The following is a 22,201-nucleotide window of genomic DNA, read 5'->3' as shown; positions in this document are numbered from 1 at the left end:
CCGTACGTCATGCGAATACGCCCGCCCCCGAACGCGCGCTGTGGCATGATGGTGACCGTCCCGAACGGAAACGATTTTCATCCTCAACTGGAGCAGACAGTGAGAGTGGCGTTCGTCGGAAAGGGCGGCAGCGGCAAGACCACGATGTCGGCCCTGTTCGCCAGGCACGTGGCAGCCCAAGGCGCCCCCGTGGTGGCCATGGACGCCGACATCAACCAGCACCTGGCCCTGGTGCTGGGCCTCGACAGGCAGCCGGAGCCCCTGGGCGCCCACCTCGCCGAGATCAAGGACCGCCTGCGCGGCACCAACCCGCGCATCCCCTCGGCCGCCACGATGGTCAAGACCACCCCGCCCGGCCGCGGCTCGACGCTCCTGCGGTTCGCGGACCTGGCCGCCGACCCCTGGGGCCTGACCACTCCCGACGGCATCCGGCTCCTGGCGACCGGCCCGTTCAGCGAGGACGACCTGGGCGTCGCCTGCTACCACTCCAAGGTCGGCGCGGTGGAGCTGCTGCTCAACCACCTGATCGACGGCCCGGGCGAGTACGTCGTGGTGGACATGACCGCCGGCGCCGACTCCTTCGCCTCCGGCCTGTTCACCCGCTTCGACCTGACGTTCCTGGTGGCCGAGCCCACCCGGCAGGGCGTCAGCGTCTACAAGCAGTACCGCGAGTACGCCGCCAAGTACGACGTGGCCATCGCCGTGATCGGCAACAAGGTGCACGACCAGGCAGACGTCGACTTCCTGCGCGAGCACGCGGGCGACGACCTGCTCACCTGGATGGAGCACTCCACGGCCGTCCGCGCCATGGAGCAGGGCCGCCACTTCACGCTCGACGACCTGGAGCCGGCCAACTCCGACGCGCTGGCGCTGCTCCGCAAGACCCTGGACGAGCAGGAGAAGGACTGGGCCCGCTTCGGCCGCCAGACCGTGGAGTTCCACCTGCGCAACGCCCGCGCGTGGGCCAACGAGCGCACCGGCGCCGACCTGGCAGAACAGGTCGATCCCGGTTTCGTCTACGGCCCCTGACGAGGCTGTCAAGACCACACGACTGTCCCCGCAAGGAATCTGGAGGGCTTCCCTCCGGTGACCTAGCGTCAATGTGACCCCCCTTCGAGAGGAGACAGCATGTCGCTGACCGTTCCGAACGATCTGCTCGACCAGGCCAGGGCCGGTGAGGTGGACGACGCGGCGTTCCTCGCCTGCGTCCGCGACTCGTTGCCGTACGCGTGGTCGCTGATCAGCGAGCTGGTCAAGCAGCGTGAGCACAGCGGGGCCGAGTTCGCCGACAACCAGGTGGCGCCGCCGTCCGAGGAGGCCCGCGGCCAGCTCCTGCGCTGCCTGGCGAGCGACTCGATGCGTGGCGCGCTGGAGCGCCACTACGGAGTGCGCCTGGCCTTCCAGAACTGCCACCGGGTCGCCGTCTTCGATCCTGCGGCGACCGAGGCCCTGGCCGACTTCGTCACCGCGCGCGCGCAGATCCTCAACCAGAAGCCGGAGCTCGTCGACTGCTGAGCCCCGTCCCGGTGAGCCGGGCGCGAGCCCGGCTCATCCGCGCGGCAACCGGACGCGAGCCCGGCTCAACCGCGCAGCAGCGGCAGCACCTCGGCGCCGAACCTCCTGATGTTCGCCAGCGTCCGCTCGTGCTCGCCGAGCCCCTCCACGAGCAGGATGAAGTGCTCGATGCCGGTGCGCTCGGCGGTGCGCAGCAGCGTCTCGGCGCAGTGCGCGGGCGAGCCCACCGGGTGGATGCGCGTCAGCAGGTCCACGTACGCGCCGGCGTCGCGCGACGGACGCGGCCGGTCGTCCACCGGCACGTACCCGGCCAGCCCCGGCCCCAGCCAGGCCGGCATCGCCGCCCTGAGGTCGCGCACCGCCTCCGCGGTCGAGTCGGCCACGTACGCCACCCCCGCCGCCACGTGCCCGTTGTGCGCACCTCCATACGCGGGCCAGAAGCCCGCACCCCCGTACCGTTTGACCAGGGCGGCCTTGTCCTCGTCCCCGATGTGCAGCCCCAGCAGCATGGGCAGCCCCCGTGCGGCGGCCAGCTCCACGGTCGCCTCGGACGTGCACGCGACCACGGGCCGCAGCCGCGCCGGCGGCACCACCGCCACCTCCCTGAACCGGAAGAACTCCCCATCGGCCGCCACCGGCCCGCCTGACAGCGCCTCGACCAGCACGTCGAGCGATTCGGCGAAGCCGCGCTCGTAGCGTTCGAGCCCGGTGCCGAACACCTCCAGGTCCACCCACGGCCCGCCCCTGCCCACGCCGAGCGTGAACCGCCCGCCGGACAGGTGGTGCAGCATGGCGGCCTGCTCGGCGAGCGCCACGGGATGCTGCGTGGACAGCACGCTCACGGCGGTGCCGAGCCCGATGCGCGCCGTCCTGCCGATCGCGACGGCGGCCAGCGTCGCGGGAGAGGGGCACGACCCGTACGGCATGAAGTGGTGCTCGGCGATCCACGCGTCGTCGAACCCGGCCTCCTCGGCCGCGACGATCCACTCGACGGCGTTCGCGAGCACCTGTCCCGGCTCCTGCCGCGGGAACAGCCCGGCGACGACAAAGATCCCGATCCGCATTCCCCGAATGATGGCCGATCGCCGGAAGGCATGCGGCCGTCATGGGCGAACCTAGGCGAAGAGGCTCTCCTGCCCGTCGCAAGCCAGCGGATCACGGTGACGCTTGAGATGCCGCCATTGGGGCAGTTCGTCCAGATATGACCACGAAAGTCGATGATGAGCAGTCGGTCCCAGCCGGGCGAGGGCCTCCTGATGCACGGGCGACGGGTAGCCGGCGTTCTCGGCGAAGCCGTACTCCTCGCAGCCGATCGTCGCCATGTACGCATCGCGCCGCACCTTGGCCAGCACGGAGGCGGCGGCCACCGAGATGCTCGCGCCGTCACCCTTGACCTCAAGCCGCACCGGCCACGGCGCGCCGATGTAGTCGTGCTTGCCGTCGAGGATCACCGCGTCCGGGCGCACGGGGAGCGATTCCAGCGCCCTGCGCGCGGCCCTGCGCAGCGCCTCGGTCATGCCGAGTCTGTCGATCTCCTCGTGGGTGGCCTCGCCATAGGCGAATCCGGTCGCCCAGCCGGCCAGTTCGACGGCCAGCGGCCCGCGTTTGGCCTCGGAGACCTGCTTGGAGTCGGTGAGGCCGGCGGGCGGCTCGGTCAGGTCGGTGACGACCGCGCACACGGTGACGGGCCCTGCCCACGCGCCGCGGCCCACCTCGTCCACACCCGCGACCGTGCGGATGCTGGGCTGGGAGAGCAGCAGCTGCTCGATCTCGTACGTCGGCGCCATAGCCGCAGACGTTATCGCGTCCAGCGGAGATCGTTCACTCGCCGAAGGAGCGGCCCACCACGTCGCTCGCCGAGCGCACCGGATCGCGCAGCAGTTCCTCGCCGGCCGGCCCGCTGTCGCGCTGCCGTTCGGCGGGACGCACGGGGTCCAGGTCGGCGGCCAGGTAACGCGCGGCCACGTGGATGGCCCGCAGCGTCACCGACACCGACGGCCGGTGCACGCTGGACCCGCGCGCCACGGCGTGCACGTCCCGACCGACCGGGTTGCCGGGGAACTGCCGCACGGCAAGGCCCCGCACGCCGGCGGCGAGGGCGAGGGCGGGCACGGCGGCGATGCCGATGCCCTTGGCGACCAGCGACAGGATGGTCCCGAGCCCCTCGAACTCCCACGGCGTCGGCCGGGTGCCGCCCACGTCCACGAGCAGGCGGTCCACCGCGAGCCGCGAGGGCTCGCCGTCGGGCGTGGCCATCCACGGCTCGTCGCGCAGCTCGCGCAGGTCGAGGGGCACGTCGGGGTCGGCCAGGCGGTGCTTGCGCGGCACCACCAGCACCATGGGGTCGCGCAGCAGCGGGAAGACGCGCAGGGTCTCGCTGTCGCGCACGCCGCCGTACCAGTCGTCCACCAGCGCGATGTCCACCTCGCCCGACTGCACCTCGCGCATGCCGCGCCCTGACCTGCTCTGGCCGAGCCGGAGCGTCAGCTCGGTGTGGCGGCGCAGCGACCGGGCGAGCGCGGGCGCGAACGCCACGGCCGCCGTCGGGAAGGCGGTGACCACGACGCGCCCCGCGGGCTTGCCCGCGTGCGCGGACAAGTCGGACTCGGCCTCCTCCACCATCGAAAGGATGCGCTCCGCATGCAGGACCAGCCGCCGCCCGGCGTCGGTCAGCTCGGCGCTGCGCGCCGTGCGGTCGATCAGGGCCGTGCCGGTCTCACGTTCGAGCGCGGCCAGTTGCTGGGAGACAGCCGACGGGCTGTAGCCGAGCGACTCGGCCGTGGCGGAGATACTTCCCTTCCTGGCGAACTCGCAGATCAGGACCAAACGCCGCAATTCGAGCATCAGATTTCCTTATGCCTACCCACAAGAAGCCTCGCTTGTGCCGATGCCTTCATCCAACCACCCTGGGAACGTGACAAACATGACCGTAACCTTGTCCGCCACTCTGGCGGCCAACGAGGACATCGAACGAAGACGACGCGCCGGGGAACGCGTGTTGCACCTGGCCTTCGGTGAGGCCGGTCTGCCCGTCCACCCGGCGCTGCGCGACAAGCTGGCCGCCGCATCGGAACGCAACGGCTACGGGCCGGTCGCGGGGGCGTCCGGGCTTCGGGCCGCGGCGGCGGGCTACTGGACACGACGGGGGCTCGCCACCGACCCCGAGCTGGTCGTCAGCGGACCGGGCAGCAAGTCGCTGCTGTACGGCCTGCTGCTGGCGATCGGCGGAGACATCGTCTTGCCCATGCCCAGCTGGGTCAGCTACGCCGCGCAGGCCGATCTGGTCGGCTCCCGCCCCATCCTGGTGCCCGCACCATCAGGAGAGGGCGGAGTGCCCGACCCGGAGCTGGTGACCGCGCAGGTCGTCAGGGCCAGAGCGCAGGGCCGCACCGTCAGCTCGGTCCTGGTGACCCTGCCCGACAACCCGACGGGGCGGCTGGCCTCGCCGGAGACCGTCGCCCGCCTGGTCGAGGTGGCGCGCGAGCTCGACCTGACGATCATCTCCGACGAGATCTACCGCGATCTCGTGCACGACCCGTCCCTGCCGTACGTCTCTCCGGCCGATCTGGCGCCCGAGCGCACGATCATCACCACCGGGCTGAGCAAGAGCCTGGCTCTGGGCGGCTGGCGGATCGGCGTGGCGCGGCTGCCGGAGAACGACCAGCTGTTGCGCAGGCAGTTGCTCGCCGTGGCCAGCGAGATCTGGTCCGCGCCCGCGGCGCCCGTCCAGGAGGCGGCCACCTACGCCTTCAATGACCCGCCCGAGCTGACCGAGCGCATCGCCCGCAGCCGCCGGCTGCACGGCACGGTCGCGCGGGCGGTGCACGAGAGGTTCGTGGAGGCGGGAGCCGACGTGCCGATGCCGCAGGGCGGCTTCTATCTCTATCCCGACCTCGGCCATCTGCGGCTCGGCGGCTCGGCAGAGATCACCAAGCTGCTGCTGGAGGAGCACGGCATCGGTGTCCTGCCGGGGCACGCGTTCGGCGACGACCCCTCGGCCGCCCGGGTGCGCGTGGCGGTGAGCCTGCTCTACGGTGACACCACGGAAGAGCGCCTGACCGCCTTGACCAGCCCGGATCCGCTCCGGCTGCCGTGGATAGCGGACAATCTCGACTTCCTCTCGACGGGTCTGCGAGAGCTGTCGATGCGCCGCCACGCCACCGCGCCGAAGCCGCGTTCCGCGCTCGTCCCCGCGCCGTGCGGCGGCTAGGGTCACGGTTAGGCGAATCTTTCCCCAAGAGCGGGTTTACCATCCCCCAAAAGGGGCCTCTGACCTGGGAAAACGCCGCAGGGAGAAAACCGGCGGAAAGTTGGGTCGCACGGCCTGGTTACGTGCACGTCAGGCAACCCCCATCATGTGCTCATGCCCGCTCTTGTCACCCTGTCCGGACGCTCCGTGCGTCTGGAGCCTCTCAGCCTGGCGGCGGTCGATGACCTGGTCGCCGCCGCGAGTGAAGACCGCTCCACCTACACCTTCACTCGCGTCCCGAACGGCCGGGACGAGGTGGTCTCCTACGTGGAGGCGGCCATGGCTGAGCAGGCGGAGGGCCGCACGATGCCCTTCGCCATCCGGTGGCTGAACACCGACCGCGTGGTCGGTGCCACCCGTCTCATGCACCTGGAGTATTGGCAGGGCCCCATGCCCTGGCCTCCGGGTACACGCGGTGCGGTGGGCGACATTCCGTCCGTGGCGGACATCGGTTACACCTGGCTGGGCGCCGGCGCCCAAGGCACGGGGGTCAACCGGGAGAGCAAGTTCCTCCTGCTCTCGCACGCCTTCGAGACCTGGAACGTCCATCGCATCACTTTGAAGGCAGACGTACGCAACACCAGATCCCGGGCCGCCATCGAGGCACTCGGCGCACACTTCGACGGGGTGCGGCGAGCGGATAGCCGAGGCGCCGACAACACGGTCCGAGATACCGCGTTCTACTCGATCCTGAACTCCGAATGGCCGCTCGTCCGCGAGCGGCTGCTCATGAGGCTCGGTCTGGTCGAGGCGGCCTGAAACCTGTTCACCGACGGCCCCGCCCGAATTCTGGAGGGCGGGGCCGGTATTTTTTCCGCCCCATAAGCGCTCTTACATGACACACGCCCCCGCGATGCGCGTCACGTACGGCTCCGAGCATCAGCATCCAGGGACGGGCTCAACACCGGATTGAAGGCGGATCAACGCAGAGATGAACGATCTGTCCGCATCTAGGTGACGAGCAGTAATGGATCTATTATTTGGTAACAAATCGTTCCATTGGCTTGGAGACAGACGGCATGGCTGGTCGACGCGTTGAGAGCGGGCTGCGGTTCGCCGTGCTCGGTCCTGTCCGCGCGTGGCGTGACGGCCGGGAACTCGACCTGGGCACCCCGCTACAGCGTTCCATCCTCGGCATGCTGCTCCTGCGGGAGGGACACGCGGTCACCCCGAACGAGATGATCGACGCCGTCTGGGGCGAGGAGGCTCCACCGCGGGCCCTGGGCGCGCTGCGCACGTACGTCTCCAGGCTGCGCACCGTGCTGGAGCCCGACCGGCCCGCCCGCTCCCGCCCCGAGCTGCTCACCTCGATCGGCCGCGGCTACGCGCTGCGCCTGCCGGAAGACAGCCTCGACCTGACCCGCTTCGAGCGCGGCATCCAGCAGGCCGAGGCCGCCCGCAAGGCGGGCAAGCCGGCCGAGGGCGCCCGCGGCCTGCGCGCCGCGCTGGACCTGTTCGAGGGCGAGCCGCTGGCCGGCACCGTCGGCCCCTACTCCGAGCACCAGCGCGACCGCCTGGTCGAGCGGCGCATCAGCGTCATCGAGACGCTCATGGACGTGGACCTGGAGCTCGGCAACCACGCCAAGATCGTCTCTGAGCTGATCGCCCTCACCGCCGACCACCCGCTGCGCGAGCGGCTGCGCGCCCAGCTCATGCTGGCGCTGTACCGCTGCGGCCGGCAGGGCGACGCGCTCAACGTCTTCACCGAGACACGCGAGGCGCTCATCGACGAGCTGGGCATCGAGCCTGGCCCCGAGCTGTCCGCCCTGCACCAGCGCATCCTCGCCGCCGACCCCACGCTCGCCGCGGCCGAGGCGCCCGAGGAGGAGGAGCCGCCGGCTGAGGAGGAGCAGCAGCCCGCGCTGGAGCTGCCCCGCCCCGCCCAGCTCCCGGCCGCCGTCAGCGACTTCACCGGCCGCAAGGAGGTCGCGGTCCGCCTGCGCTCCCTCCTGTCGGCCCAGTCGTCGGCCGAGGGCGTGCCCATCGCGGCCATCTCCGGCATCGGCGGCGTCGGCAAGACCACGCTGGCCGTGCACGTGGCGCACCTGGTGGACGACGTCTTCCCCGACGGCCAGCTCTACGCCGACCTGCGCGGCTACACCGACCAGGCCCTCGCGCCCGAGTCGGCGCTCGGCGGCTTCCTGCGCGCGCTCGGCGTGCCGCCGGACGTCATCCCGGAAGCCCCCGCCGAGCGCTCCGCGCTCTACCGCTCCATCCTGGCCGAGCGCCGCATCCTGGTGCTGCTGGACAACGCCCGCGACGCCGCGCAGGTCAGCCCGCTGTTGCCGGGCACGCCCGGCTGCGCGGCCATCGTCACCAGCCGGGGCAAGCTGGCCGACCTGCCGTCGGCCAAGCTCGTGGACCTCGACGTGATGGAGCCCGACGAGGCGCTGTCGCTGTTCTCCTCGGTCGCCGGCGCCGAACGGGTCGCCGCCGAGCACGGCGCGGCCATGGACGTGGTGGCCGCGTGCGGCTTCCTGCCGCTGGCGGTGCGGATCGTGGCCTCCCGGCTCGCCGCCCGCCCCTCCTGGACGGTCGCCTCGCTGGTGCCCAGGCTGGCCGACGAGCAGCGCCGCCTCGACGAGCTGCGGGTGGGCAACCTGGCCGTGGAGGCCACGTTCGCGCTCGGGTACGGACAGCTCACCGCCACCCAGGCCCGCGCCTTCCGCCTGCTGTCGCTGCCCAACGGGCCCGACATCTCCGTCGGCGCCGCCTCCGCCCTGCTGTCGGCGAGCGCGTTCGAGGCGGAGGAGGTGCTGGAGTCGCTGGTGGACGCCAGCCTCCTGGAGGCGCCCGCGCCCGGCCGCTACCGCTTCCACGACCTGCTGAAACTGTTCGCCCGCCGCGAGCTGGAGCGGGGCGAGCGGCCCCAGGCCAGAACCATGGCGCTGCGCCGGCTGCTCGGCTTCTACCTGGCCTCTGCCCAGTCCGCGCACACGCTCGCCTACGAGGGCAGCATGATCCCCGCCAACCTGGTGGTCGTCGGCAGCGGGCTCACCTTCACCAGCGTGGACGCGGCCGTGGCCTGGCTGATCGCCGAGGGCGACTCGCTGTTCGCGGCCATCGACCAGGCCGCCGCGACCGCGCGTACCAGCGAGCACCTGCTGCCCGCCGCCGACCTGCTGGTGGCGATGGAGCCGCTGCTGGAGGCGGGCACCCACACGCGCGAGTTCGACCACAGCACCAGAGCCGTGCTGGCCACCGCGCAGGACAACGGCGACCAGGCGGGCGAGCTGCGCGCCCGTTACGTGCTGGGCCGGGTGCTGTTCGCGGACAACCGGCTCAAGGACGCCGAGCAGCACTTCAGGGTCGTGCACGAGCTGTCGCGGGCGCGCCAGGAGAAGATCGTGACCGGCGAGGTGCTGAACGCCCTGGCCGTCGTCGTCGGCCGTCAGCGCCGCCACACCGAGGCGCTGTCGCTGTTCGACGCCGCCATGCGCTGGTACCGCGAGAACGGCGTGCCGGCCGGCGAGGCGCTGGTCCTCAGCTACTCGGCCCGCGACCACCTGGGCCTGGGCCGTCCGGAGGACGCGATCGCGGCGGCGGAGAAGGGCCTGGCCATCTTCACCGAGATCGGCAGCGGCGCGGGCACCGCCCGGGCCCGCTACCACCTCGGCATCGTCCTGAGCAGGGTGGGCCGCCTCACCGAGGCCGTGCACCACCACGCCGAGTGCCTGGCCTTCTTCCGAGCCAGCAGGCAGCGCGTGTGGGAGCAACGGGTGTGCTCCCGGCTGGCCGAGACGTTCATCGCCGCCGAGCGGTATCCCGACGCGGTGCGCCACGCCGAACAGGCGCTGGTGGTCGCCCGCGAGATCGGCCACCCGTACGGGGAGGCGCTCTCGCTCACCGTGCTCGGCAAGGCGCTGCGCGGTCTCGGCAGCACGACGAGAAGCCTCGACTGTCTACGGCAGGCCTTCGACATCTTCTCCCGGCTCGGCGCTCCCGAGGCCGGGGACCTCAAGGTCCTGCTCGACAGTCTCACCACTCCCGAACCCGCCGGCGATGGGCCCGTCGTCGAGTCCTGAGTACAGCTCGTCGTCCAGACGTGTCATCCACACATGGTTGATCAAGGCTGTCCCTAGGAAAATCCGATGTGTTCAGCCCGGCCGGTCACCCTGACCGTCGCGCGTCGCTAGGGGGCCCGGTTATCCGGATGCTCCACGCAACGGCTAGCCGCCTCACACTCGGACGACCGGCCGGACCTGACACGGCCCTCGAACCCCCCAGGTCCGTGTCCTGGCTCACAGCTTCCACCACCGGAGTTGACGTCCAATCAACACCCGATTAAAGGAGGAAGTAACCCTCCGCGATCAAGGGCCTGACCGCGTCGGAGTCAGGGATCTCACCGTCGCCGACCAGCTCGGCGATCACGTTGAGCAGCGGTCCGAGCGCCAGTTCGCCGTCGCAGACCCCGGCCAGCGCGGCCTCAACCGTGCCGACCTCCCTGCTGCGCCGCAACCCCTGTGTCTGGCGCAGCACGATGCGGATCGGGTCCTCCGCGCCCGGCAGGCCGACGCGCTCGTCGAGCAGCCCCTCGGCGGTACGCAGCAGCGCCGCGTCCAGCCCCTGCGCCCGGTGCGCGGCGGCGATGGCGTCGACCACCGAGTCCACGTAGTCGCCGACCGGCAGCGAGACCTGGTGGGCCAGGTGCTCGACGCGGACGACGGGGTCGAGCGTGCCGGAGTTGCGCATCGTGATCCAGCCGAACCCGATGCCCTCGACCCGCCGCTCGTCGAACCAGCTCAGCCAGCGGTCGTAGTGCTCGGTGTAGGCGCTGGTGCCCTGCTCGGCGGCGTCCTTGAGCCACAGCTCGACGTACTCGGCCGGGTCCTGCACGTCGCGCTGCACCACCCAGGCGTCGCAGCCGGTCTCGCCCAGCCAGCCGCCCACCCTGTCGTGCCAGTCCTCGCCCTCGACGTGCAGCCAGTTGGCCAGGAAGTGGGCCTGGCCGCCGGGGTTGAGGTGGCGGGGCGTGGCGCGGACGAGGTCGCGGCAGAAGTCGTCGCCCTCGCGACCCGATTCGCGGTAGGTCAGCTTGCCCTCGCGGGCCGGCGCGATGACGAACGGCGGGTTGCTCACGACCAGGTCGAACAGCTCGCCCTCGACCGGCTCGAACATCGAGCCCGCCCGCGCGTCCACGTCGCCGACCCCGGACAGCTCCCAGCTCAGCCTGGCCAGCTCCAGGGCTCTCGGGTTGAGATCGGTGGCCACGATGTGCCCGGCACGCCCCGCCAGGTGCAGCACCTGCACCCCGCAGCCGGTGCCGAGATCGAGCGCGCGCCCGACCGGGCGGCGGGTGACGAGCTGGGCCAGGTTGGCCGAGGCGCCGCCGGCCCCCACCACGTGGTCGGGCCGCAGCGCCGGGTCGCCGGGCCGCACCTTCCTGTCGGAGACGAGGTAGCCGCCGGTCTCCCACGGCTGGAGGTGCACGGTGGCCAAAACCTGGTCGCCGTCGGCCTCGGCCAGCCCCGACGCGAGCACTTCCGGCGCCACGGCCTTGGCGGGGACGGGGACGCCGAGCCACCACAGCCTGATCAGCGTGCCCAGGGGATCGCCGTCGGCGGTCGCGCGCAGAGCCGGTGTCAGCTCCTCGCGGGCCAGGGCCGAGGCCGCCATGCTGCCCAGGCGTTCACGTACGCCGTCGATCGTGTATCCGGATTCGAGGAGGTGATGGCGCAGTCGTTCCACAAGAGCATCCTTTCACCGCCGGCTCACGAGCATGATCTGATACCGACAGTGCTCATACTGTTACTTAAGCACCCAAGCATTCTGCAAGCGGCGGACAAGTAACGCGCGGTATCTCTATGCGTACCGATACGTCGTCCCGAGGAGCGGACCTCATGCTGATCCCTTGCTTGGCCTGCGAGTCCCGTTTCAGGCCCGACGAATACTTCAGCGCCTGCTCCGACTACAACCGGGGGATGGATCTGGTCTCGTGGACGTGCCCGCGTTGCGGCAATCGTGATGATCTGCGGGTGTTGCCGGGTGAGCTGGGGTTCGGTTATCCGCATCGGGGCAGGTTCGACGTGCACGACCGGGTGCGGGTGCCGGGTTTGCGCAGGCAGCGTGGTGACCTCCGGCTGGACATCTCGCTCGACCGGGCGAGCTGGCGCGTTCCGACGCGCGTCCGCCAGATCGCCTGAACGATCGTCAGGCCGGCACGTAGGCGTGCGCGGGCCGCTCACCGCGCAGCAGCCGGGCGATGTCCTCCACCAGCGTCTCCGCCAGCTCCTCCCGGCTCTCCCCCGTGGCCTCGCCCAGCCGGGGCGTGAGCACCACGTTCCGCAGCCGGGTCAGCGGATGCGCCCGGTCGAGCCACTCGCCCTCGAAGTGATCGAGCCCGGCACCGCCCACCTGGCCCTCGCGCAGCGCGTCGACCAGCGCCCGCAGGTCGTGCAGCGCTCCGCGCGAGGTGTTGAGGTAGATCGACCCCTGCCGCATCGCACCGAACTCGGTGTAGCCGAAGAAGCCGCGCGTCTCCTCGGTGAGCGGCACGTGCAGGGAGACCACGTCGGCCTCGGCGAGCAGCTCGGGCAGCGTGTGGGTGGCCTCGGGCACGAACGGGTCGCAGACGATCACCTTCATGCCCAGGCCCTCGCAGCGCCAGCGCAGCGCCCTGCCGATCTGGCCCAGGCCGACGATGCCCACCGTGCGCCCGGTCAGCCTGCGGCCCCGGTGCCGCTGCGCGGGCGTGACCCTGTTCTGCTGGACGGGGCCGTGGTAGACGCGTCCCCTGCGGACCTCGCGGTCGGCGCTGACGATGTTCCTGCTCACCGCGAACAGCAGCGCGAGCGTCAGCTCCGCCACCGCCTCGGGGTCGCGCCCGGTGGCGTGCAGGACGGTCACGCCCCGCTCGGCGGCCAGCGCCAGGTCCACGCTGGCAGGCGGGCCCATGCTGGCCACGACGTCCAGGTGCAGGCTCAGCACCGAGGTGCGCACCTGGTCGCCGTCGGTGATGAGCACGGTGGCGCCGGTCTCGATGACCAGGTCCGCCAGTTGCTCGTCGGTGAAGCCGAGGCTCGGTCGTGCGGGAGCCTCGGTCAGGTCGGCGATCTCTCCCAGGCGGGAGAGCGCGCTCTCCGGCAAGGCGGGCAGCACCAGCGCCCGAGGTCGTCTCACATTTGGACAATAACACCACAGACGGTGCTCAGATCATCGCTCCCCGCGCAGGGCTCATTCTCCCCGCTGGCGCAGGCTCTGCCAGGCCGCCTCGCCCAGCCCCGCGATCTCCTCCTCCGTCGGCGTGTGCGCTCCCGCGAACCACAACCGGCACATCTCCTGCGCCGGCCCCAGCCACAACACGTAACACATGGTCGCGTGGACGGGCTGGAGGTGGCCGTTCTTCATGTGCGGCCGCCACCAGTCGGAGACCTGGCGGAAGAACGTGCGCCGCGCCTCCGCCACCTCCGCGCCGCCCGGCTCGTGCTTGCGCGGCGGACGCTCGCTGATCAGTAGCCTGGCCCGCTCGGGGTGCTCGCCCGCCCACCGCATGTGGAAGGTGACGATGGCCTCGATGCCGTCGCGGGCGTCCTCGTGGCGGACCAGCTCGGCCAGGAAGGCCGCCTGGTAGGCGTCGAGGATCTCGCCGTACAGCACGCCGAAGACGTGCTCCTTGCTGGCGAAGTGGTGGTAGAAGCTGCCGACGCTGACGCCGCTTTCCTCACGCAGACTGGCCAGGGTGGTGGCGGATACGCCGTCCTGGCTGAAACGGCGGAGGGCGCCCTCGATGATGCGGGTGCGGCCGTCGCGTCCGTTCTTGACACTCTTCACACTGTCAATGGTGTGGCAACAGAACCTTGTTCCGCAAATAGGCCAGCCTGATCGATCATAGCGGTCACCTCGACCGTCCCCGAACTGACCTTCATGGTGGCCTCCGGCCAGAGCCGCTGGATGAGCCTGAGCACGCGCCGGTTCTCCCCCAGCACGTCCATGGCCACGGTCCTGGCGCCGCGCACGGAGGCCCGCAGCAGCAGGGTGTCCACCAGTTCGGGGCCCAGCCCGCGCCCCTGCCAGTCGTCCGCCACGACCACGGCGATCTCCACGTCGGCGCAGGCGCCCTTGAAGCTCATGGCGTGCGCGACGATCTCGCCGCACTCGGTGGTCGCGACCAGCGCGTCGCGGCGCTCGTCCACGCACAGCAGCGCCCGGACGAGGGCGGCGGCGGGCGTGGAGACACCGGTGAAGAACCGGAGTGTCTGCGTGTGCAGCGACAGGCCGGCCAGGAAGCGTCTGATCCGGTCCTCGTCGTCCTGGCGCACCGGGCGGATCTGGGTTCCCTGCATAGACCCAGCCTGCTCCTCGATGGCTGAGTCTGTCAACTGAACTCAGGTATAATGCAAAAATGAACCTTCCCTTCCGGGTGAACAACTGCTCGATCGAGCGCACCCTGGACATCGTCGGGGAGAAGTGGACCTTCCTCGTGCTGCGCGAGGCGTTCACCGGCGTGCGCAGGTTCGCCGACATGCAGGCGATCACCGGCGCGCCCCGCCAGGTGCTCAGCGCGCGCCTGGCCCGGCTGGTCGACGAAGGGCTGCTGCGCAAGGAGCCGTACCGCGAGCCGGGCCAGCGGCAGCGCGACGAGTACCGGCTCACCGAGAAGGGCCGCGACCTGTATCCCCTGCTGGTGGCGCTCATGCACTGGGGCGACAAGTACCTGACGGGCGACGAGGGCCCGCCGGTGCTGCTCACCCACCGCGACTGCGGCGCCCCCATCGAGCAGCACTTCCGCTGCGCCGACGGCCACGAGGTGAGCGGGCCGCGCGAGGTCACGCCGATTCCCGGCGAAGGGGCCGACATCCGGAGCGCCTGAGTGCGGGACCACCGGTGCGGGTGCCTAACCTGGAAGGCGTGTACCGGTTCCTGCTCACGCCCAGATGGCTCGCGCTCCACGTCGTGGTGCTCCTGGTCATCCCCGCCTTCGTCTTCCTCGGGCGCTGGCAGTTCGGGCGCTTCGAGGAACGGTCGGCCAACAGCGAGCGGGTGACCGCCAACATCGAGGCCGCGCCCGTGCCCCTGGAGCGGCTCGCGAGCGCCGGGCAGCAAGTCAAGGAGGACGACCGGTTCAGGCGCGTGACGGTCGCCGGCACCTACGACGCGGCCCACGAGCTCGTCGTCCGCCGCCGCCCCCAGGAGGGCCACAACGGCTATTACGTGCTGACCCCCCTGATCACCGGCGGCGGCGCCGCCGTGATCGTGAACAGAGGCTGGGTGCCCGCCGGAGCCACCGCCGACGCCCACCCCGAGGTGCCCGCCGCCCCCACCGGGCAGGTAACTGTAACGGGGCGGCTACGCCCCAGCGAGACCGAGGAGAACAGCGGGATCACCGACCGTGCGGGGCTGCCGCCCGGCCAGGTGCTCCTGATCAACGTCGGCAAGATCGGGCAGGGCTTGCCCTACCGCCTCGTGGGCGGCTACGTCGAGCTGACCGAGCAGCAGCCCAAGCCCGCTGCCGCGCCCGCGCCGGTGCCCGAGCCCGACGTCGGCGCGGGGGGCGGGCTCAACCTGGCGTACGGCGTCCAGTGGTGGCTGTTCATCGGCATCGCGCTCGCCGGCTGGGTGCTGCTGATCAGGCGCGAGCTGGCGGAGCGGAAGGCTCAGGAGGCCAAGGAGGCCACCGGGGTCCAAGGGGCGGCGACACCCGCCAATTAATGTGGTGAGGGTGATCCGCCACATTGAGTTCACGAACCTCTGCAACTTCCGCGACGTAGGTGGATATGCCGCCAAGGACGGACGCACCGTCAGGTGGCAGCGGCTCTACCGGGCCGACTCCCTGGGCTGGCTGGCCGGCGACGACCTGACGACCTTCCGTGAGCTGCGCGTGCGCAGCGTCATCGACCTGCGGCACCCGTACGAGGTGGAGAAGGCCGGGCGCGTGCCCGAGTCCGAGGGACAGCACTACCAGAACCTGCCCATCGAAGGGCGCCGGTGGGACACCGCCGCCTACAGCGACGAGCTCGGCGTCGCCCGCTACCTCGCCGACCGATACCTGGAGGTCACCGAGGACGGCGTCGAGAACCTCAGGATCGCGCTGGAGACGATCGCGAAGGCGGGCAACGCGCCCGTCGTCGTCCACTGCGCCGCGGGCAAGGACCGCACGGGGGTGCTCACCGCGCTGGTGCTCTCGCTGACGGGCGTGGGCGACGACGACATCGTGGCGGACTACGCGCTCACCGGCCTGGCCACCGAGCGCTTCGTCGCCGACTGGACGAGAAGGCATCCCGACGCGCCTTTGTGGCCGGGGTTCGGGCTCGCGCCCGCCGAGGCCATGCGGCTCTTCCTCACCGACCTCACGGCCCGGCACGGCTCCGCCGAGGCCTACGTCACGCGGGTGCTCCGGCTGTCACCCGCCGCCATCGCCGAACTTCGCGGACATTTGCTGACTGATTAGACGCCGCCGGGGTAGAGGGCGTGCGAACCCGTCCCTGCGCGAGGCGGGTTCGCCACTCCCGGGATCGCCAGCCATCCCCCTCCCGGCGGTCCCGGGTCAAATACCCTCTCGGATACCCAACGGATACGTCGCAGCTTGTTCGACGTTATCCCGCCGTCGTACGGTTACCTGCGTGACTACGCCGCTGCTCCCCGACCCTGACCCCAGGCGGCGCGACTATGTGATCATCTCAGCCGACGATCACCTGATCGAGCCTCCCGACCTGTTCGACGGCCGCCTGCCGGAGAAATACGCCGAGGTCGCGCCGAAGGTAGTGGAGACGGACGCGGGTCACCAGGTGTGGCGCTACGGCGGCGCGACGTACCCGTGCGCCGGCATCGACGTGGGCGCCGGGCTGCCCCGCGAGCAGCGCACGCTCGACCCGATCCGGTTCGAGCACATGCGCCCCGGCTGCCACGACATCGAGGCCCGCATCCAGGACATGGACGTCGCCGGCATCTGGGCCGCGCTCTGCTTCCCCGGCATGCTGGCCGGGCAGGCCGGCATGCCGTTCGCCAGGACCCGCGACCAGGAGCTGGGCCTGGCCCTGGTCAAGGCGTGGAACGACTGGCACATCGACGTCTGGGCCGGCACCTACCCCGAGCGGATCATCGGCCTGCAGCTCCCGTGGCTGCCCGACCCCGACGTGGCCGCCAAGGAGATCCGCGCCAACGCCGCCAGGGGCTTCAAGGCGGTCGTCTTCCCCGAGTTCCCCACCCGGCTGCGGCTGCCGTCGATCCACACCGGCCACTGGGACCCGTTCTTCGCCGCCTGCGAGGAGACCGGCACCGTCGTCTGCCTGCACACCGGCGACTCCTCGTGGTCGCCCGTGCCGTCGCCTGACACGCCCATCGAGGCCATCACCACGCTGATGCCGACCAGCGCCATGTTCGCCTGCGCCGACTGGCTGTGGTCGGGGGTGCCGCTGCGCTTCCCTTCGCTGCGCATCCTCATCGTGGAAGGCGGCGTGGGCTGGCTGCCGATGCTGGCCGAGCGCGCCGACTACGCCCTCGACCACCCCGTCGCCGGCGAGGCTTCGTGGGAGGGCGGCATCAAGCCGAGCGAGGTGCTGCGCCGCAACTTCTTCTTCGGCACGCTCGACGACCACGCCCTGTCGGGGGTGCGGCTCGCGGTCGGCCTCGACCACGTGCTCCAGGAGAGCGGCTACCCGCACTCCGACTCGACCTGGCCCGACACGCAGAAGTCGGTGGCCCGCAACCTCGGCACCCTGCCGCCCGCCGACATCGCCAGGGTGGCCTACGGCAACGCGGCCCGGCTCTTCGGGCACCCGCTGCCGTCACGGGCCTGGCTACGGATGGAGGAGATCTAACCTTCCTCCAGCCGGGCCTGGATCACGTGCCGCTCGTGCTCCACGTAACGGCCGCTCTCGCCGAGCAGCGAGGCCATCAGCCACAGGAACACGCCGAAGTCGTCGGCCACGCCGATCAGCATGAGGAAGTCGGGCACGACGTCGATCGGGGAGATGAGGTAGACCACGCCGAGGCCGAGCATGGCGAGCTTGCCCTTGCCCATGCCGGCGTACTGGCCGCGCATCACCGCGCCGACCATGCGCGGGATCGCCCTGAGCCTGGTCGTCAGTTTGGGCGAGCCCGGCTTGGTCACCTCGCGGTAGGTGCGCCACGCCGCCGCTGCCCGTGCTGGCTTCGCCATCATGTAGATCCCCCTACCCCCGGCTTTTCACGACATAACGCGTCGCCGGGGGCAGGAGTTCCCTACGTCACGGCATGGCCGGGTGCTCGAACGGCCTGACCTGCTCGATCTGCGCCGCCACCCGGACCAGAAGATCTTCCCGGCCGGCCGCCGCGACGAGCTGCACGCCCACCGGCAGCCCCGCCGCGTTCCTGTGCAGCGGCAGCGACACAGCGGGCTGGCCCGTCGCGTTGATCGGCGAGGTGAACGCGACGGCGTGCGCCGTGCGGCCGAAGGCGACGCTGAGGTCGTCGGGCGGGATCCAGCCCAGCGGGAACGGCGCCACCCCGAGCGACGGCATGAGCAGCAGGTCGTGGCCCTCGGCCCACCAGGCGGCCATGCGGCGGCGGAAGGCGTCCACCCACTGCACGGACCTGATGTGGTCGGGGGCGCTGCGCCCGCGCGCCGCCCGCACCATCGCGGCGTTGCGCGGCTCCAGCTCCTCCGGCTCCACGGGCTTGCCGCGCGCCTCGCTCAGCGCCGCGACGAGCGCGGCCAGGTTGTCGGCCACGATCGCGCCGAAGTGCAGCGGGAAGTCGGTGTCGGCGAGCGCGCCGGGGCCGCCGGGGGCGACGTCGTGGCCGAGCGACTCCAGCAGCGCGGCGGCCGCCGTGACGGCCTCGGCCGCCTCGGGCACCTCCGGCACGTCGCCCCTGGGGTGCGCGGTCAGGAACCCGATCCGCAGCCTGCCAGGATCGCGGCCTGCCTCGTCGGCGAGCCTGCCGGGCAGGGGCTGCGCGCCGTACGGGTCGCCCGGGTGCATGCCCGCCACGACGTCCAGCGCCGCGGCCGTGTCACGCACGCTCCTGGTGACGAAGCCCGGGCACGAGAACCCGCTCCAGCCTTCGCCCAGCGCGGGCCCCAGGCTGACGCGCCCGCGCGTCGGCTTCAGCCCCACCAGGCCGCACAGCGACGCCGGGATGCGGATCGAGCCGCCGCCGTCGCTCGCCGTGGCCAGCGCGACCATCCCGGCCGCCACCGCCGCCGCCGAGCCGCCGCTGGAGCCGCCCGCCGAGTACGCCGGATCGTAGGGGTTCCTGGTCGGCCCGAACGCCGCCGGCTCCGTGGTGATCGTGCTGCCGAACTCCGGCGTGTTCGTCCGGCCGAGCAGCACGAAGCCCGCCTCGCGCAACCGTACGACGCCGTGGCCGTCCTCGGCGTTCACCAGCCCGTCGCGCACGCCGGAGCCCGCGCTGTACGGCTCCGCGCCCTCCCGCCAGCCCAAATCCTTCAGCAGGATCGGCACCCCGCGGAAGGGCGCGCCGACCGGGATCGTGTCCAGCTCGGCCAGCGCCCGGTCGAAGCGCCGGTGGATGACCGCGTTCAGCTCGCCGTCGGCGGCCTCGATGCGGGCGATCGCGGCCTCGGTCAGCTCCCGCGCCGACACCTGGCCGTCCCTGATCGCCCGCGCCTGGCCGACGGCGTCCATGTTCAGGATCTCGCGCATGGCCGCTACCTCTCCGGTGCCAGCTCGCGTACCGCCTGGTCGATGGGGATGTCTCCGCCCGGGATGGGGGCCAGGACCGGGGTGTCGAGGCCGTTGGCCATGTACTCCCTGATCCGGGCCCGGCAGGTGGCGGCGTCGCCGTGCACGATCAGGGAGTCCACCACCTCGTCGGGGATGGCCTTGAGCGCGGCCTGCCGGTCGCCGGCCGCCCAGGCCTCGTGCATCGGGCGCAGCACCTCGCCGCGGCCCAGCCAGTCGTGGAAGGCCGCGTACACCGGGACGGTGAGGTAGCTGGCCAGCATCCACCTGGCGGTCTCGCGGACGCGGTCGGCGTCGGTGTCCACGCAGACGAACAGGCGGGCGATCAGCTCGGTGCCGGGGCCGATCTCGGCGCGCACCTTGCGCACGTCGTCGGGCGAGAGCCAGTTCGTGATGGCCCCGTCGGCCTCCTCCGCGGCCAGCCGCAGCATCCTGGGCCGCAGCGCCGCCAGCACGATCTTGGGCGGCGTCTTCGGGGCGCGCTCCAGCTTGAAGCCCTTGACCTCGAACGTCTCGTACTTCTCCGAGACCTTCTCCCCCGCCAGCGCCTTCTTCAGGAAGCGCAGCGTGTCGCGGGTGCGCGCGTACGGCTTTTCGAACGTGCCCGCGTTCCACCGCTCGACGATCGCCGGCGACGAGGCGCCGATGCCCAGCACGAACCGGCCCGGCGCCAGGTCGGCCAGCGTGGCGGCGGACATGGCGAGCAGCCCGGGGCCGCGCGTGGAGACGGGCACGATGGCGCTGCCCAGTCTGGCCTGCGGCGCCCACTGCGAGGCCAGGGCCAGCGGGGTGAAGCCGTCGACGCCGTTCACCTCGGCCGACCACAGGTCGGTGTAGCCGAGTCCGGGCAACTCCGCGATGAGGTCCTGCGACTTGGCCAGCGAGCGGTCGTAGAAGGGAATGGTCATGCCCCAGTTCATGCACGGCCTCCAGATCGTCGGGGTACGACCTTACCAACCGACCGGTATGTTCCCCTAGGCCCGCAGTTCGTGGACCGCCGCGATGAAGTCCTTCGTGATGCCGCGCAGACCCGGCAGGTGCGAGAGCCCGACCAGCCGGTCCACCAGCGGCACCGTCACCTCGATCAGCCGGTACGTACGAGCGCACCCCGGCGAGGTGTCGTGCACCCAGAACAGCACCATGCCCATCGACAGCAGCCACAGCAGCTCGGGCAGCTCCTCACGCAACTCGGCGTTCATCCGGTCCCGCGACCCCTCCACGACCTCGCGGTAGATCGCGATCGACGCCTCGCGCGCCGGGGACGACTGCTCGCTGAACGGGCTCAGCGGATTGGTCGGCTCGGCCGCGTGCTTGAAGAACTTCACGGCGAACTCGTGGTACGGCTCGGAAACCCGCACCCATTCGCGCAGCACCCCGCTCAACCGGCCCGCGAACGACTGCTCCGTGGCCAGGAACTGTCTGCACGCCTCCTCGTGCTCGGCCTGGGCGCGGTCGTAATACGCCTGGATCAACGCCTCTTTGCTGTCGAAGTAGTAGTAGGCGTTACCCACGGACACCCCCGCCTCGGCGGCGATGGCACGCATCGTGGTCGCGTCGAAGCCGCGCTCCCTGAACAGTCGCAAAGCCGTCTCGACGATGACCTCTCGCGTGCTCTCCGATCCTCGGTTTCGGGCTTCGGACACGTTCGTCACTTTACGTCGTCGAGCGAGGTTAGGTCATGGAGCCTCACGGTGATCACCGCCACAAGGCAAAGTTGACCCCGCGGCACGAGTTATCTCCTGTGAAAGGTGGGATTGTCGTTTCAGGCGGAAGGGCTATTTCCGCGAAAAGGCATCGACATGTGGATACGTGGAACAGTGCGACTGATCATCGTCGCGCTCCTCGGCATTGAGATCACCATAATCGCGCTGGCCTCGGCCGCCTCCGCCGCCACCCACCCCGAAGGGACACCGGCACAGGGCGGCCTGCACCAGGGCTGGCCCATGCACGGCCCCGGACCGTCGGCGGCCGAGCTGCTGACGGGCGCCTACGAGATGGGGCCGCACCCCTGGGCGTACGAGGAGCTCATGCTGCTGGAGATGGGCGACTGGCCGGCGCTCGACACCAGGTGGCCGCTGGCCGCCGTCGAGCGGGCCGAGGTGATCCGCGAGCGCAGGGCCGACGACGCCGCCAAGTCGAGGGTGGACGAAGCCGAGCGCGCCGTGGAACGAGCCGAGCAGGCCGTGCGTGACGCGCGGGCCACGCGCGCCATCGACCGGGCCGTCAAGCGGAACGAGCGGTTCGAGCGGGAAGCCGCCACGAAGGCGGTGAAGAGCCCCGTACGTACCGGGGTGGCCCAGATGCCGCAAGCACGGCCCCGAGTCGCTTACAAGCGCGCTCAGGTCGATCTGACGCGGGCCCTGCCGCGCAAGGCCGCCACCATGCGGATGTCACACGCCACCGCCAACGGATGGCTGAAGAGCGCGGGCCTGCGCACCAAGTCCACCGGCAACTGCGTCAGCAAGCACATGCACCACTGCACGTCACTGGACCGGGTACGGACCGGGACCATCGCCAGGGCCATCGAGCTCAAGCAGAAGAGCGGCTGCCCGATCATGGTGACCGGCGGCACCGAGCGGGGCCACGCGCCCGGCCAGTTCAGCCACGGCAACGGCTACAAGCTGGACATCTCCCACAACGCCTGCATCGACCGGCACATCACCAAACACCACGACAAGGCCGGGGTGCGCAGCGACGGGGCGACGATCTACAAATCGAAGTCAGGCACCACGTTCTTCGACGAGAGCGACCACTGGGACATCCTCTTCCGGTGACAGAGCCCACGGCGCGCGCCCATGAAAAAGGTGTGACGCCG

The 22,201-nt window shown here is 71.1% G+C and carries 22 protein-coding genes; 11 read left to right on the top strand and 11 right to left on the bottom strand.

Translation table 11 applies throughout. The annotated features are described in order from the left end of the window. Nucleotides 1-99: 99 nt before the first annotated feature. On the top strand, nucleotides 100-1,029 hold the full coding sequence (locus FXF51_RS44010; RefSeq protein ID WP_148440735.1) for an ATP-binding protein: 930 nt from the start codon (nucleotides 100-102) through the stop codon (nucleotides 1,027-1,029). Between the two features lie 99 nt (nucleotides 1,030-1,128). Beyond that, nucleotides 1,129-1,515, top strand: coding sequence for an SCO5389 family protein (locus FXF51_RS44005; protein ID WP_148440734.1), 387 nt, complete (start codon nucleotides 1,129-1,131; stop codon nucleotides 1,513-1,515). Nucleotides 1,516-1,580: 65 nt separating this feature from the next. Here the strand turns inward: FXF51_RS44005 and FXF51_RS44000 are convergent, their stop codons facing one another. From FXF51_RS44000 to FXF51_RS43990, 3 genes are read right to left on the bottom strand one after another with little or no spacing between them, the layout of a single operon-like run. Further along, entirely contained in the window at nucleotides 1,581-2,579 is a 999-nt protein-coding gene (locus FXF51_RS44000) for an LLM class flavin-dependent oxidoreductase (protein WP_148440733.1), read from the bottom strand. A 51-nt stretch (nucleotides 2,580-2,630) separates the two neighbouring features. Further along, entirely contained in the window at nucleotides 2,631-3,302 is a 672-nt protein-coding gene (locus tag FXF51_RS43995) for a ribonuclease HII (protein ID WP_148440732.1), read from the bottom strand. 34 nt (nucleotides 3,303-3,336) lie between these two features. Next, on the bottom strand, nucleotides 3,337-4,359 hold the full coding sequence (locus FXF51_RS43990) for a LysR family transcriptional regulator (protein ID WP_262380233.1): 1,023 nt from the start codon (nucleotides 4,357-4,359) through the stop codon (nucleotides 3,337-3,339). A gap of 79 nt (nucleotides 4,360-4,438) precedes the next feature. Here FXF51_RS43990 and FXF51_RS43985 point away from each other — a divergent pair, with 79 nt between their 5' ends. The 3 genes from FXF51_RS43985 (at nucleotide 4,439) to FXF51_RS43975 (ending at nucleotide 9,789) form a co-directional block, all read left to right on the top strand. After that, a complete protein-coding gene (locus FXF51_RS43985; protein WP_148440731.1) occupies nucleotides 4,439-5,725 on the top strand; it encodes a pyridoxal phosphate-dependent aminotransferase in 1,287 nt (428 codons plus the stop codon). Between the two features lie 153 nt (nucleotides 5,726-5,878). After that, nucleotides 5,879-6,523 carry a GNAT family N-acetyltransferase gene (locus tag FXF51_RS43980; protein ID WP_148440730.1) on the top strand — a complete coding sequence of 215 codons (645 nt, stop codon included), beginning with the start codon at nucleotides 5,879-5,881 and terminating at the stop codon, nucleotides 6,521-6,523. A 260-nt stretch (nucleotides 6,524-6,783) separates the two neighbouring features. After that, on the top strand, nucleotides 6,784-9,789 hold the full coding sequence (locus tag FXF51_RS43975; protein ID WP_148440729.1) for an AfsR/SARP family transcriptional regulator: 3,006 nt from the start codon (nucleotides 6,784-6,786) through the stop codon (nucleotides 9,787-9,789). 259 nt (nucleotides 9,790-10,048) lie between these two features. Here FXF51_RS43975 and FXF51_RS43970 read toward each other — a convergent pair whose 3' ends face one another. Beyond that, entirely contained in the window at nucleotides 10,049-11,452 is a 1,404-nt protein-coding gene (locus FXF51_RS43970; RefSeq protein ID WP_148440728.1) for a N5-glutamine methyltransferase family protein, read from the bottom strand. 152 nt (nucleotides 11,453-11,604) lie between these two features. On the opposite strand from FXF51_RS43970, the gene FXF51_RS43965 reads away from it, so the two are divergent. After that, entirely contained in the window at nucleotides 11,605-11,907 is a 303-nt protein-coding gene (locus FXF51_RS43965) for a hypothetical protein (RefSeq protein WP_148440727.1), read from the top strand. Nucleotides 11,908-11,914: 7 nt separating this feature from the next. Here the strand turns inward: FXF51_RS43965 and FXF51_RS43960 are convergent, their stop codons facing one another. From FXF51_RS43960 to FXF51_RS43950, 3 genes are read right to left on the bottom strand one after another with little or no spacing between them, the layout of a single operon-like run. Continuing rightward, a complete protein-coding gene (locus FXF51_RS43960) occupies nucleotides 11,915-12,883 on the bottom strand; it encodes an NAD(P)-dependent oxidoreductase (protein ID WP_148440726.1) in 969 nt (322 codons plus the stop codon). A 54-nt stretch (nucleotides 12,884-12,937) separates the two neighbouring features. Next, complete coding sequence (locus FXF51_RS43955) at nucleotides 12,938-13,534, bottom strand: TetR/AcrR family transcriptional regulator (RefSeq protein ID WP_148440725.1); 597 nt, start codon at nucleotides 13,532-13,534, stop codon at nucleotides 12,938-12,940. Further along, nucleotides 13,531-14,046, bottom strand: a complete 516-nt coding sequence (locus FXF51_RS43950) for a GNAT family N-acetyltransferase (protein WP_148440724.1) — start codon at nucleotides 14,044-14,046, stop codon at nucleotides 13,531-13,533. Before FXF51_RS43950 ends, FXF51_RS43955 begins: the two co-directional genes overlap by 4 nt. A 59-nt stretch (nucleotides 14,047-14,105) precedes the next feature. On the opposite strand from FXF51_RS43950, the gene FXF51_RS43945 reads away from it, so the two are divergent. The 4 genes from FXF51_RS43945 to FXF51_RS43930 all read left to right on the top strand — a co-directional run bounded on the left by FXF51_RS43945 (nucleotide 14,106) and on the right by FXF51_RS43930 (nucleotide 17,520). Then, nucleotides 14,106-14,573, top strand: a complete 468-nt coding sequence (locus FXF51_RS43945) for a winged helix-turn-helix transcriptional regulator (protein ID WP_148440723.1) — start codon at nucleotides 14,106-14,108, stop codon at nucleotides 14,571-14,573. A gap of 38 nt (nucleotides 14,574-14,611) precedes the next feature. Next, on the top strand, nucleotides 14,612-15,412 hold the full coding sequence (locus tag FXF51_RS43940) for an SURF1 family protein (protein WP_148440722.1): 801 nt from the start codon (nucleotides 14,612-14,614) through the stop codon (nucleotides 15,410-15,412). 10 nt (nucleotides 15,413-15,422) lie between these two features. Then, nucleotides 15,423-16,151, top strand: a complete 729-nt coding sequence (locus FXF51_RS43935) for a tyrosine-protein phosphatase (RefSeq protein ID WP_148440721.1) — start codon at nucleotides 15,423-15,425, stop codon at nucleotides 16,149-16,151. Nucleotides 16,152-16,323: 172 nt separating this feature from the next. Then, nucleotides 16,324-17,520 (top strand): amidohydrolase family protein, encoded by a 1,197-nt coding sequence (locus FXF51_RS43930; RefSeq protein ID WP_148440720.1) that lies wholly within the window; start codon nucleotides 16,324-16,326, stop codon nucleotides 17,518-17,520. Here FXF51_RS43930 and FXF51_RS43925 read toward each other — a convergent pair. From FXF51_RS43925 to FXF51_RS43910, 4 genes are all read right to left on the bottom strand, one after another. After that, nucleotides 17,517-17,864, bottom strand: a complete 348-nt coding sequence (locus FXF51_RS43925) for a YkvA family protein (protein WP_262380232.1) — start codon at nucleotides 17,862-17,864, stop codon at nucleotides 17,517-17,519. The two genes, FXF51_RS43930 and FXF51_RS43925, sit on opposite strands and share 4 nt — an antisense overlap. Before the next feature lie 64 nt (nucleotides 17,865-17,928). Then, on the bottom strand, nucleotides 17,929-19,347 hold the full coding sequence (locus tag FXF51_RS43920) for an amidase (RefSeq protein WP_222871731.1): 1,419 nt from the start codon (nucleotides 19,345-19,347) through the stop codon (nucleotides 17,929-17,931). A gap of 5 nt (nucleotides 19,348-19,352) precedes the next feature. After that, nucleotides 19,353-20,294: an LLM class F420-dependent oxidoreductase gene (locus FXF51_RS43915; RefSeq protein ID WP_262380231.1), complete on the bottom strand. Its 942-nt coding sequence runs from the start codon at nucleotides 20,292-20,294 to the stop codon at nucleotides 19,353-19,355. Nucleotides 20,295-20,360: 66 nt separating this feature from the next. Further along, nucleotides 20,361-21,029, bottom strand: coding sequence for a TetR/AcrR family transcriptional regulator (locus tag FXF51_RS43910; protein WP_148440718.1), 669 nt, complete (start codon nucleotides 21,027-21,029; stop codon nucleotides 20,361-20,363). A gap of 174 nt (nucleotides 21,030-21,203) precedes the next feature. On the opposite strand from FXF51_RS43910, the gene FXF51_RS43905 reads away from it, so the two are divergent. Further along, nucleotides 21,204-22,160, top strand: coding sequence for a hypothetical protein (locus FXF51_RS43905; RefSeq protein WP_148440717.1), 957 nt, complete (start codon nucleotides 21,204-21,206; stop codon nucleotides 22,158-22,160). The last annotated feature ends 41 nt before the right edge of the window (nucleotides 22,161-22,201 follow it).

It is taken from the genome of Nonomuraea sp. PA05 (assembly GCF_008086045.1).
Classification (GTDB): Bacteria; Actinomycetota; Actinomycetes; order Streptosporangiales; family Streptosporangiaceae; genus Nonomuraea; species Nonomuraea monospora.
The sequence above is the reverse complement of the archived record's forward strand: the minus strand, read 5'-3'. Positions and strand labels throughout refer to the sequence as shown.